The organism is Streptomyces sp. NPDC040718 (genome assembly GCF_055593565.1).
Window position 1 is genome coordinate 351204 of sequence record NZ_JBVIXO010000003.1, and the last position, 12258, is coordinate 363461.

The 12258-nt window shown below is 75.2% G+C and carries 11 protein-coding genes; 3 read left to right on the forward strand and 8 right to left on the reverse strand.

Annotated elements, in window-relative coordinates; all coding sequences use genetic code 11:
• Window positions 1-69 precede the first annotated feature (69 nt).
• On the reverse strand, window positions 70-615 hold the full coding sequence (locus tag ACZ597_RS10330) for an ATP-binding protein (RefSeq protein WP_471327595.1): 546 nt from the start codon (window positions 613-615) through the stop codon (window positions 70-72).
• 209 nt (window positions 616-824) lie between these two features.
• Here ACZ597_RS10330 and cds1 point away from each other — a divergent pair, with 209 nt between their 5' ends.
• Window positions 825-1988, forward strand: coding sequence for an L-cysteine desulfhydrase Cds1 (cds1, locus tag ACZ597_RS10335; protein WP_471327598.1), 1164 nt, complete (start codon window positions 825-827; stop codon window positions 1986-1988).
• Between the two features lie 8 nt (window positions 1989-1996).
• Here cds1 and ACZ597_RS10340 read toward each other — a convergent pair whose 3' ends face one another.
• From ACZ597_RS10340 to ACZ597_RS10365, 6 genes are all read right to left on the reverse strand, one after another.
• The gene (locus ACZ597_RS10340) at window positions 1997-2485 is read right to left on the reverse strand and encodes an SRPBCC family protein (RefSeq protein ID WP_471327600.1); all 489 of its coding nucleotides are present in this window, start codon (window positions 2483-2485) and stop codon (window positions 1997-1999) included.
• Between the two features lie 97 nt (window positions 2486-2582).
• Window positions 2583-5072 (reverse strand): right-handed parallel beta-helix repeat-containing protein, encoded by a 2490-nt coding sequence (locus ACZ597_RS10345; RefSeq protein ID WP_471327602.1) that lies wholly within the window; start codon window positions 5070-5072, stop codon window positions 2583-2585.
• 121 nt (window positions 5073-5193) lie between these two features.
• Window positions 5194-5805 (reverse strand): Rv1733c family protein, encoded by a 612-nt coding sequence (locus ACZ597_RS10350; protein WP_471327605.1) that lies wholly within the window; start codon window positions 5803-5805, stop codon window positions 5194-5196.
• A 179-nt stretch (window positions 5806-5984) separates the two neighbouring features.
• A complete protein-coding gene (locus ACZ597_RS10355; RefSeq protein ID WP_471327608.1) occupies window positions 5985-6812 on the reverse strand; it encodes an MOSC domain-containing protein in 828 nt (275 codons plus the stop codon).
• 103 nt (window positions 6813-6915) lie between these two features.
• On the reverse strand, window positions 6916-7503 hold the full coding sequence (locus ACZ597_RS10360) for a DUF6643 family protein (protein WP_471327610.1): 588 nt from the start codon (window positions 7501-7503) through the stop codon (window positions 6916-6918).
• Between the two features lie 266 nt (window positions 7504-7769).
• Window positions 7770-8951, reverse strand: coding sequence for a glycosyltransferase (locus ACZ597_RS10365; RefSeq protein WP_471327613.1), 1182 nt, complete (start codon window positions 8949-8951; stop codon window positions 7770-7772).
• Window positions 8952-9121: 170 nt separating this feature from the next.
• Between ACZ597_RS10365 and ACZ597_RS10370 the strand changes: the two genes are divergently transcribed.
• Window positions 9122-9916: a glutamate racemase gene (locus ACZ597_RS10370; RefSeq protein WP_471327615.1), complete on the forward strand. Its 795-nt coding sequence runs from the start codon at window positions 9122-9124 to the stop codon at window positions 9914-9916.
• Window positions 9917-10123: 207 nt separating this feature from the next.
• On the forward strand, window positions 10124-11272 hold the full coding sequence (locus ACZ597_RS10375; protein ID WP_471327617.1) for a hypothetical protein: 1149 nt from the start codon (window positions 10124-10126) through the stop codon (window positions 11270-11272).
• A gap of 68 nt (window positions 11273-11340) precedes the next feature.
• Here the strand turns inward: ACZ597_RS10375 and ACZ597_RS10380 are convergent, their stop codons facing one another.
• The gene (locus ACZ597_RS10380) at window positions 11341-12258 is read right to left on the reverse strand and encodes an ADP-ribosylglycohydrolase family protein (RefSeq protein ID WP_471327964.1); all 918 of its coding nucleotides are present in this window, start codon (window positions 12256-12258) and stop codon (window positions 11341-11343) included.

Below are 12258 nucleotides of genomic sequence, written 5' to 3' on the forward strand. Positions count from 1 at the left end.
TTCCGGCGGGGCCGGGGCGGGCGCGGGGGCTGCCGGGCCGGGTCCGGGGGCGGGGTGGCCGCGGGGGAGTCAGCCGGGCCTGGCGCCGACCGTGACCGACGCCGGCACGCCCGTCACGACGGCCTGTGCGTCGACGGCGGCGAGTACCGGGCGGGCGGTTCTCCGTACGGTCTTCTTCACGCCGATACTGACCGTGCGCGCCGGCGCCGGAGGTGCGGGGGCCGCCCGCATGGAGAACCAGACCACCTTGCCGGGCCCGTCCGGCCGGTGCCGGGCCCCCCAGGCCTCGCTGACCGCCTCGACGAGCGCCAGGCCGCGCCCGCAGGTCTCCAGGTCGTCGGCCGCCCGGCGGACGGGCAGCCGCGGATCGCTGTCGTGGACGGAGACGGTCAGCCGCCCCAGGCGGAGTTCGATCTCGACCGTGCACACCTTGTCCGGCTGCGCGTGGCGGTGGACGTTGCTGAGCAGCTCCGTCACGCCGAGCGCAGCCCGGTCTATGAGCGGGTCGAGCTGCCAGTGGCGCAGTTGCGCGGAGATGATTCTGCGGACCTGGCCGATCCGCGCTGGCAGGGCCTGCAGTTCGACGACGCAGTGCCTGCGGGAATGACTGATCACGGCTGCGACTCCCCGACATCATTGTTACGGGTGCTGCACCCTCGGTGACGCAATCACCAGGGTCACCCACAGTGGCGCCGCTTGCAACCGAACGCCCGAGGATGCGACCGAAAGCGATCCGCATGGAAACCCAAAGTAATCATTTGTGCAGGTGAGGGGGGTACATTTCGAAAGGAGGGGGCTTTGGAACCGACAAAGGAGCAAGGCGCATGAGCACCACCGGTACCACCGGTACACCGGCCTCGAACACGGCCGGAAGCACGGCGGCGACGACGGTCGACATCGACCGCAGCGACGCCGACTACCGGGCCTGGCTCAAGGAGGCCGTGCGCAAGGTCCAGGCGGACGCCAACCGCTCCGCCGACACGCACCTGCTGCGCTTCCCGCTGCCCGAGGCGTGGGGCATCGACCTGTACCTGAAGGACGAGTCCACCCACCCGACGGGCTCCCTCAAGCACCGCCTCGCGCGCTCGCTGTTCCTCTACGCCCTCTGCAACGGCTGGATCCGCCCCGGCCGCCCCGTCATCGAGGCGTCCAGCGGCTCCACCGCGGTCTCCGAGGCGTACTTCGCCAAGCTGATCGGCGTCCCGTTCATCGCGGTCATGCCGAGGACCACCAGCCCGGAGAAGTGCCGGCTCATCGAATTCCACGGCGGCGAATGCCACTTCGTCGACGACTCGATGAAGATGTACGAGGAGTCCGCCGACCTGGCCGCCCGCACCGGCGGCCACTACATGGACCAGTTCACCTACGCCGAGCGCGCCACCGACTGGCGCGGCAACAACAACATCGCCGAGTCGATGTACCAGCAGCTGCGCCTGGAGCGCTACCCCGAGCCCGCGTGGATCGTGGCGACGGCCGGCACCGGCGGCACCTCCGCCACCATCGCCCGCTACGTCCACTACATGCAGCACGACACCCGCATCTGCGTCCCGGACCCGGAGAACTCCTGTTTCTTCGACGGCTGGACCAACCACGACCCGCACGCGAGCAGCGACTGCGGCTCGCGCATCGAGGGCATCGGCCGGCCCCGGATGGAGCCCAGCTTCGTGCCCGGCGCCATCGACCGCATGATGAAGGTGCCGGACGCGGCGTCCGTCGCCGCCTGCCGCGCCCTCGAACAGGCCATCGGGCGCAAGGCGGGCGGCTCCACGGGCACCGGGCTGTGGAGCGCCCTGAAGATCGTCTCCGAGATGGTGGCGGAGGGCCGCAAGGGCAGCGTCGTGACCCTGCTCTGCGACCCGGGCGACCGCTACCTCGACAAGTACTACTCGGACGAGTGGCTGGCGGCCCAGGGCCTCGACGTCGCCCCGTACGCCAAGACCATCCAGACCCTGCTGGAGACCGGCGACTGGCGCGAGCCCGAGGCCTGAGGCCCTCCCTAGGGGGTGGTGCGCGCCGCGAGGCGGGCGTCCAGCGCGCGCACCGCCGTACGGAAGGCACGGCCGAGGCCCGGGCGGGCCGCGGCCAGAGCCAGCCGGAAGGGGGCCGGGCCGTCGGCGGCGAAGGTCCAGCGGACGAGGGTCCCCGAGGCGTCCGGCCCCGGAGCCAGCAGCCACTCCTCCAACAGGGCGCTCACACCCGGGGCGTTGGTCTCGTCGACCCGGTACGCGTAGCGCAGCCCGGGGTCGGCGGCCACCACCGTCTCCTGGAAGCGGACCCCGCCCATCAGCCGTACCTCCCTGCCCGTGCCGCCCCCGGTCGGCCGGGCCAGGGTGACCGCGCGGAACCAGGCGGGCCAGCCCGTCACCTCGTCCGCGAGCGCCCGGTACACGGCTTCGGGCGGGGCCGCGGTCAGGGTCGTGAAGGCGGGCCGCACCGGCGCGTGCTCGATGAAGTCCAGCCCCACGGGGCGGAGTCGGCGGGCCATGGCGTTACCCCCTGGGGCGAGTGTGCGGCGTGGCGCGGACGTACGCCGCGCCACCATAGCTGACCATCGGTCAGATGTCCCCCCGCCGGACGGTGGATCAGCACTCCGCGGGCAGGGCCGGCAGGTCCTCCGCGAACAGCAGGGTGAGCTCGTCCGTACCCGGGTCGGCCAGCTGCGCGACCCGGCCCGCGTGCCGCTCCACCATCGCCTCGAAGGTCTGGCGCGCGGTCCGGCCGTTGCCGAAGGCCGGGCCCTTGGGCAGCTCCGTGAAGTACTTCAGCAGCGCCTCCCCGGTGCCCTCGCCGAGCCGGTACTCGTGCTCCTCCGCCTGCTGCTCCACGATCCGCAGCAGCTCCTGCGGCCCGTAGTCCCCGAAGGTGATGGTGCGGGAGAACCGCGAGGCCACCCCCGGGTTGACGGTCAGGAACCGCTCCATCTCCTCCGTGTACCCGGCGACGATCACCACCACCGCGTCCCGGTGGTCCTCCATCAGCTTCACCAGGGTGTCGATCGCCTCGCGCCCGAAGTCCCGCCCCGAGTCCTCCGGGGCCAGCGCGTACGCCTCGTCGATGAACAGCACCCCGCCCCGCGCCCGGTCGAAGGCCTCCTGCGTACGGATCGCCGTGGACCCGATGTGCTCGCCGACCAGGTCCACCCGCGACACCTCGACCAGGTGGCCGCGCTCCAGGACCCCGAGCGAGGCCAGGATCTCCCCGTACAGGCGGGCGACCGTGGTCTTGCCCGTGCCGGGGGAGCCCGTGAAGACCAGGTGCCGGCGCACCGAAGCCGCCTTCAGGCCCGCCTGCCGCCGCCGGCGCCCGACCTCGATCATGTCGGTGAGGGCCCGCACCTCGCGCTTGACGCTGTCCAGCCCGACCAGCGCGTCGAGCTGCCCCAGCACCTCGCCCGAGCCCGGCGGGGCCCCCGCCGCAGCCGGGGCCCCGGCCTGCGGGGCGGCAGGGCTCCCGGCCGGATCCGGCCCGTCCCCGGCCCGCGCGGCAGGCACCGCGTCCGCCGGCCGTCCCGGCAGGCCCTGGGCGGCCGTTGCCGTACGCGGACCCGTGCTCCCCGGCTGCGCCCCCGCGAGCGCGCCGCCCGCCGCCCGCGCCCCCGGGCCCGTACCGCCCTCGTCGCCGGTGCACCCCTCGGCGAGCGGGCCGTCCTCCGCGAACTCGTAGCCCCCGCGCGCACAGCGCTCGGTGTGACACCGGGCCAAGGCCGTGCGGCAGCCGTCGATGACGTGGAAGCCGAAACCGGAACTGCCCGTCACCCGGCAGGCGGTGAAGGTCCCCCGGCCGCCCGCCGACACGTAGAACCCGGCCTCGGCGGCGGAGGTGACCGTGCACCGCTCCAGGACCGGATCGGCGCCCTTGGTGACGATCACACCCGTCTGCACGGCGTCGATGGTGCAGTTGGCGAGGGAGCCGCCGCTGCCGTGGTCGCGGAACCACGCGCCGGTGCCCGCCTCCCGGATCCGGCAGTCGTCGAGCTGCGCGCTCGCCCCGTCGCTGACCGAGACGGCCGTGTTGCGCACCTGCGAGAGGTCGCTGTCGACCACGTCCACCCGCGAGCCCCGGTCCAGTACGAACAGCGCGTCCGGCACGTCGTGCAGCCGGCACGAGTCCAGCGAGGCGGTGGCCCCGTCGCTGACCCACACCGCCGGGTAGTCGCCCGTGCTGTCGTGGATCTCGCAGGACTCGGCGTCGACCCGGGTCCCCGGATCCCACACCGACAGGCCGTTGCGCCCGAACCGGCGCACCGTCGTGCGGCTGAGGGTGAGCACCGAACGGGAGCGCAGGTCGACGGCGTTCTCCGGGATGTCGTGGATGTCGCAGCCGGCGAGCGTCAGCACCGCGTCGGTGTCGAGGGTGACCCCGTCGGCGGACGTACGGTGCACCGCGCAGTCGGTCAGACGGGCCGCTGCGCGCGCGGCGATCTGCACGCCGGCGCCCTTGACCTCGTACACCTCGCAGCCCAGCGCCTCCAGCCCCGAACCCTCACCGGTGACCGCGATGCCCGCGCCGACGGCGTGGTGGATCCGGCAGCGCTCCAGGCGCGGGTGCCCGCCGCGCACCGACACCCCGGCCTGCCCGGCGACGACCACCTCGCACTCCTCGAACACCCCGCCGCCGCCGTCCAGGACGGAGATCCCGACCCCGGCCGGATTCTCCACCGTGCACCGGCGCACCAGGGGCCGGGCCCCGCCGCGCACCTCGATGCCGGACGACGACCGGGTGTGCACGCGCAGGTCGGTGAGCTCGGGCGAGCCCTCCTCGACCAGCAGCGCGGGCGCCGCCCGGTCCGCACCCTCCAGGTACAGGTCCTGCACCACGGCCGAGGCGCGGACGGTCAGCGCGACCCCGTCGAGCGGGGCGATGCGCACCGACCCGGCCACCGCCCCCTCGGGCCCGCGCAGGGTGACGGCATGACGCAGGACCAGGTTCTCCCGGTAGGTGCCGGGGGCGATGGACAGCACGTCCCCGTCGCCCGCCGCGGCGAGCGCGGCGGTCAGCGTCGGATACTCCCCGGAACGCCGCCGCCACCGCGAGGCCCCGCCGTGCGTCACCTGGACCGTGCCCTGAGCCATCGTGCTGTCGTGCCCCCACCCTGGTACTCGCGCTGCCGGACCTGCGGAAGCGGCTGAAGAGACTGAAGCGACCCGGCCTCCGGCTCCACGGTAGCGCGCGGCGGGCCGGTGAGCGGCCAGGTCAGCTGCCCGCGCCCGCCCGGCCCCAGTCCGGTCCCGCCGCCGCCCACGCCCGGTCCAGACGCGTGTACCGCCGATGCATGAGCCGGCGTACGACCAGCCGCCGGACCGTCTCCGCCAGCGCGGCCGCGGTGAGCGCGGCGGCCAGGCCGGCGGCACCCGCGTGGAACGAGGCGGCGGCGGGGTCGAGCGGCTGCCCCACCAGCCGGCCCCGGATGTCGGTCCATATCCGGAACCGGTCGCCGGCCCGCGGCGGTTCCTCCGCCGCCGGGACCGTGCCCTGGTGGCTGCTGCCGTCGGGTGCCGTCCAGGAGGCCACGATCCGCGTCCGCTCCGGCGCCTGACGCTGCGCCGACGGATCGGCGGCCGCCCCGGCGGTCCCGCCCGGCGCGGGCCGGACCACCACTGCCGGGACCAGGTACCGCTCGTGCCGCTGCTCGCGCGCGGCCCGCTGCAGGGTCCCGTCCACCTGGAGGCCCGCCGCCCAGCCGACGGCCGGGGCCACCAGCAGTACGCACACCAGCGCGGCGAACGCCACCCACGCCTCGAAGAGATCGGTCGGCCTGCGCAGCGGATTGCGCCGCCAGCGCCACACACCCATTGCTGTCCGCACGGTCCGGCTCCCCCTGCCCCATGCCCGGTCCACGTCTTCGTCTGCCGTCCTGAATGCTCCAACGGCCCCGCGCGGCCCGTTGGTTCCACTGGATGCCACGAGCCCCTCGAAGGTGTCATTCCGTCTGCCCCCCGTGGTCAGCGGCGGGGTCGGGACCTCCGTGTGCGGCGGGCGCGCGGTCACTCCAGGACGCGTACCTCGTCGCCCACCCGGACCGTGCCCGTGACCACCGGCACCAGCTGGCGTCCGAAGGCCAGCGACTTCCCGATCCGGCGGTGCCTGGCCAGGGTCTTCAGCGGCTCCCGCCCGCGCTCCGACGTCAGCTGGTCGGTGGTGGTCACGATGCAGCGGCCGCATTCGCGGACCCCGCGGAAGACCGCTTCGCCGATCGCGATGCGCCGCCAGCCGTCCTCGGCCCAGGCCGCGGCGGGACCGCCGACCACCAGGTTGGGCCGGAAGCGGTTCATGGGCAGCGGGCCCTCCTCCGGGTGGTCGCCCTGGGCGATCAGTTCGTTGAGGGCGTCCAGGGAGGCGCTGGTGGCCAGCAGCAGGGGGTAGGCGTCGGCGAGGCTGACGGTCTCCCCGGGCAGCGCGTAGTCGGGGTCCACGGGCCGGCGCACGGCCGGGTCGTCCATGTGCACGAGGCGCGCGGGCCGGCCGAGGTAGGCGGTGAACCACTCGGCGGCGGCGGACGCCGCGACCACCGTCTCGACCTTCTTGCCGAAGAGCACGACCGGCTCCAGCGGGCCCGGCTCCGGCACCTCCACGACGAGACCGGGCATGCCGGGTCCCGCCAGCTCGATCCGTCCGCCCGGCAGCGGGCGTGCCGAGGCCAACGCCAGCCGCGCCTGCTGGCGTTGGGTGATGACCGCGCCCGTCGTGTCGACCACGGCCCAGCGGCGGTCCCCGGCCGGCCCCCAGGGCTCCACGACGATCTCGTCGGGGGCGGTCCCCGCCACCGACTTGACGGGATGGACGTGGAGCGACTGGACATACAAGTTCGACATGGGGGCATTGTGGCAGCTCCCCCACAGGCCCCCGCCGGCCCCCCGACGACCGCGTGCACGGCACACGGTGCGCGGGACGCCGGCGTCACCGCCGACGGCCGGGTCAGTAGGCGCGCTGCTGGTACTGGCGGCCGTACGGGTCCTCGTACGAGGGGACGCCCGCCGCGGACGCCACCGGCGCCATGGTGGGGGTCATGGCCGGCGCCATCGGGGCCATCGGTGCCATGGGCGCCATGGGCGCCATGGGCGCCATCGGGCGCGGAGCCGCCGGGCGCATGGCCTCGTACCCGGTGCCCATGGCGGCCGGACGGGGCTGCTGCGGCTGCGGCTGCGGCGCGTAGCCGGCTCGGGCCGCGGCCTGCTGCTGCGGGATGTACGGGGCGGGCGCGTGCTGAAGCGGAACCGGCATCTGCTGCGGCTGGGGCGCGGCCTGCTGCGGATATCCGTAGCCGTACGAGGGTGCCGGCAGCTGGGGCGCCGCGGGCGGAAGGGCGGGCATGGACGAGGGCAGGGCCGGCAGGAAACCACCGCTCGAGTAACCGGCACTGGGGTATTCGTAGGCGGCCGGAACGCGGATCGGGGCGATCTGCGGAGTACCCCGCTCGGCGACGAGGGAGTCGTAGATGGGGGTGTCCGGGAAGGAGGGCGCGGAGTAGTAACCGCCGCCATAAGTGGAGCGGGGGGAGGTCATGGGAGACAAGTTAAGCCCACGACTTCACCGGGTCCATAGCCAGGTGTCGCCAACACCGCCCTGACCTGCATATTCCCAGGTCAGCGCCACAGCTTTCACTTGACGTTCACCTGCACGATTCGTCACTTCCGCCCCGTCTTGGTGCTACTCGTACTCGCCGGTCGGCCCTTGCGGGCACCTCGCGCTGACGCGGCGTCACAACGCGGTGACCTCGGATGACGCCTCCTCAGGCGGAGAAACTCCCCGATTCCGCCGCCGGTCCGGTTTCAGGCGTCACTCGGGCGGGCATAGGTACGGCCCTTCCAGGCGGCCCCGCGCCCCCGGTAGTGCTGGACGGCCGAGTCGACGGTCATCAGCAGGTAGAGCAGCGCGGTGACCGGCAGCAGCGGGGCGAGCGCGGCCGACTGCCGGTAGTAGCGCAGCATCGGCAGGTAGGTCCCCGCCATCAGCAGCCACGCGAGCCCCCCGGCCCAGGCCGTCGCGGTGCCCGCCGCCGAGGCCGGGCCCGCCAGCCCCGCGAACAGGGCCGCCGGCGGGACCAGGTACACCAGCGCCAGCCCCGCCACCGTCCCGGCCAGCAGCAGCGGCCGGTGGCGCAGTTGGGCGTACGCGCTGCGGGACACCATCCGCCACAGGTCCCCGAGGGCGGGGTACGGGCGCACGCTGTCCACCCGCTCCGCAAGCCCCAGCCAGATCCGCCCGCCCGAGCGCTGGACGGCCCGGGCGAGCGAGACGTCGTCGATGACGGCCTGCCGGATCGAGTCCGGGATCCCGGCGCGCACGGCCGCCCCGGTCCGCAGCAGCACGCAGCCGCCGGCCGCCGCGGCCGTCCGGGAAGCCGGGCGGTTGATCCGGCGGAAGGGGTACAGCTGCGCGAAGAAGTACACGAAGGCCGGTACGACGATCCGTTCCCAGAAGCCCGCCACGCGCAGCCGCGCCATCTGCGAGACGAGGTCGAGGTCCGCGCTGGTCGCGGCGGCGACCAGCTCCCGCAGGCTGTCGGGCTCGTGCGCGATGTCGGCGTCCGTGAGCAGCAGGAACCCGGGCTCGCGGTCCGCGGCGGTGCGGGCGTGGGCGATGCCGTGGCGCAGCGCCCAGAGCTTGCCGGTCCAGCCGGGCGGGGGGTCTCCGGGGGTGACCACGGTGAGGGGGAGCCCGGGCTGCTCGGCGGCCAGGCGGCGGGCGAGCGCGGCCGTGCCGTCCGTGCTGCCGTCGTCCACCAGCACGATCCGCGCCTCGCCGGGATAGTCCTGGGCGAGCAGCGAGGGCAGGCTCAGGGGCAGCACCCCGGCCTCGTCCCTGGCCGGGACGACGACGGCGACGGAGGGCCACCGGGCGGGGGCGGCGCGCGGGGGCAGGCGGACGTCGGTGCGCCAGAACATGCCCTGGGCGAGGGTCAGCCAGAGCCAGGCGGCGAGGGACGCGCAGGCGGCGATGAGGAGGCCCATGGCGGCAGTGTCGCCGAAGGGGCGGGGGCGTGTCCCGGTCTTCCGGGCGAGTCGGGGTGCGAGTCGGGGCGCGAGTCGGGAGCGGGCCGAGCGTGCCGGGCGCCTGCCGGGCGCGGGTCCGCGGGGCGGGGGATCGCGGGCGGGGCGGGCGCGTCGACTAAAGTGACCGGGTGAAGATCGCGCTCATGGATTCGGGAATCGGCCTCCTCGCTGCGGCCGCCGCGACGCGTCGGCTGCGGCCCGACGCCGATCTGCTGCTGTCCTCCGACCCCGACGGGATGCCCTGGGGGCCCCGTACGCCCGCCGACCTCACCGAGCGTGCCCGCGCCGTCGCCCGCGCCGCCGCCGCCCTCGGCCCCGACGCGCTGATCGTGGCCTGCAACACCGCCTCCGTGCACTCCCTGGACACCCTGCGGGCCGAGCTGGAGCCCGGCATCCCCGTCATCGGCACCGTCCCGGCGATCAAGCCCGCCGCGGCCGCCGGCGGGCGGGTGGCCATCTGGGCCACCCCCGCCACCACCGGCAGCCCGTACCAGCGCGGACTGATCCGCGACTTCGCCGCCGGGGCGCACGTCACCGAGGTGCCCTGCCCGGGCCTCGCCGACGCCGTCGAGTACGGCGACGAGGACGCCGTCGCCCGTACGGTCGCCGCCGCCGCGGCACTGACCCCGGCCGACGTCACGGACGTGGTCCTCGGCTGCACCCACTACGAGCTCGTCGAGGAGTCCATCCGGGCCGCCCTCGCCGTCCGCACCGAGGGAGCGGAGCTGGTGTACCACGGCTCCGCCGAGGCCGTCGCCGTGCAGGCGCTGCGCCGCATCGGCCTCGAACCCGCGCCCGGACTGCCCCGCACGGGCGGGCTGACCGTGCTGCACAGCGGGCGGACCTCCGCGCTCCCCGACGCCGCCCTCGGCTACGCCGAAGGCCGGCTGCTCGTCGAGCGGGAGCAGGCCCACCTGCACTGACGCGGCGGGCGGCAAAACGCGGTTACGCCTTCCGGGGCGGGCTCGCATACTGGGCCTGTGATTGCCTATGCCAAGCACCTTCCCGCCGGGGTGATACCGGCAAGTGATGTGCGGACATGGGGCGTTGAGGAGTCCGAGCGCTGGCGCAAGGCCCGGACCCCGGTCATCTTCGCCCCTGTTGCGGGGAGTTGGTTCCTCGCTGTCCTGGTGACCGTCTCACTCGTGCTGATCCTCCGCGACGGGGGACCGGCCGGTCCGGTGGGCACGGCGTGGCGGTTCTATCCGGCGGCCGTGCTGCTGGTGGCCCTGCCCCTCTGGTACCGGTTCCTGCCCGCCGCGGCCGCGGTGGCCGCCGCCGTACTCGTGGCGGAATCCGCCGCCGCCGTCTCCCGGGGACCCGGGGCCGTCCTCGTGTGCCTGTCCGCCGCGTGGGCGCTGGCCGGGGCGCTGCTGCGGCTGCGGTCCCGGCGTGCGCAGGAGCGGCTGGCCCTCGCCGCCGCCGGGTCTGCCCGCCACCCGCTCCCCGACAGGCTGCCGCCGGGACAGGAGCGGCGGGGGAACACGCGGATCATCGTCGGGGCCCTCCTGTGCCTCGTCGCCGCCGGGATCCTCGTGGACGGCCTGGTCGGGGACCTTGGAACCGGTCCCGTAGACCTCCCGTACGACGCGGTCGGCCAGCAGCGCGTGGCCCTGGTCCTGCTGGCGCTCGGGAGCACCCTGCTGGGCCGGGGCTGGGCCGCCGATCTGGCCACCCGGCGGCTGTACGAGGGCGACCAGCCCGTGCTGGTCGTCGGCGTACGGATCTCCCCCTCGGGGCACTTCTGGCTGCTGCCGGACGCGGACGACACGGCCGGCCGGCCGTTGCTCTGCTACCGCCCGCGCGACCGGGACACGGTCAGGCCCGCACGGCTGCTGGCCGCGGGGACGGAGGGCCTGCCGCGGGGCGGGCTGCACGACGTCGACGCCCGCGCCGAACCCTTCGAGGCGCTGCTCCACGGGGTGCCGCGGGAGGGGGCTGAGGTCGTCCTGGAGTACGCCGTGCACGAGGACCACGGCAGCATCTCCTGCCAGGTCGCCGGCGCCCCGCTGCTGCCCCGGCGGCGGCACGGGCTGGGCCCGTGGACCCCGGCCGGGGTGTCCTACCGGGAGACGACCCGGGGGAGCCGGGAGCGGGAGGAGGCGCTCCGCCGGGAGGCCGAGCGGCTCCGGAGGCAGGCCGACCGCAAGAAGGACGCCAAGCGGGCCACGGCGAGCGGGACCGCCGGTACGACCGCGGCCGGCTGCGGCGGAGGCGGCGGAAGCTGCGGCGGCGACGGCTGCGGGGGAGGCGGCTGCGGAGGCTGCGGCTGCGGCTGACCCCCGGACCGGCCCGGCCCGGCGTTCCGGCCGGGCCGGGTTCCGCCCCGCCGGCGGGCCGGCCGTGCTCAGCCCGAGCAGGCGAGCCGCCGGGCCAGGGCGCGCAGGGCTTCGGCGTCCAGGACCCGGTCGCCGAAGCCGGGCAGCGGCACGTGCAGCGGGCCCGTCCACCGCTCCGGGACCGCCGCCTGCCCGTACACGGCGCCGGCCAGGGTCCCGGTCACGGCGGCGACGGTGTCGGTGTCCCCGCCCAGGTCCACGGCGGCCCGCACGGCATCGGCGAACCCGCCGGCCGTGCGCAGGGCCCACACCGCCGAGCCCAGGCAGGGCCACACCGCGCCGTTGAACTCGGTGGCCAGGCCGGGATGCCAGTCGGGGGCGAGGACGCGGGCGTACCGGTCGCGGTGGTCCGGGTGCACCGCGGCCAGGGCTTCCGGGAGCGCGGCCAGCGGGTCACCGCCGTCCAGGGCCACCCGTACGAGCTCGTGCAGCAGGGCGGTGCCCTCCCACGCGGCCCGGTCCCCGTGGGTGAGGGCCGCGATCCGCCGGGCCGCGTCCATCGAGGCCTCGCGCCCGGCGGACGCGAAGTACACCGCCGAGCCGGCGGCCCGCATCAGGGAACCGTTGCCCGCCGCCCGGGCGTTCACCTGGAAGTGGACGGCGGCGGCCAGGTCCCAGGGCAGGCCGTTGGTGAGCACGTCCTCGGTCTGGAGCCCGATGTCCTTGGGCTGCCCGGCCGCCCAGCGCCGGAACCGCGCGAAGACGTCCGGGAGTTCGAGACCCCCGTGCTCCAGCAGGGACTCGGCCACCAGGACCGCCATCTGGGTGTCGTCCGTCGCCTCCCCCGGATCCCAGCCGCCGCCCCCGCACATCTCCTCGCCCCGCGCGCTCAGCAGGCCCGCGGGCCCGAACTCGTACGGAGCCCCCAGCGCATCCCCCGCGGCCGAGCCCAGTACGGCTCCCTCGGCCCGGTCCAGCCGGCTGAT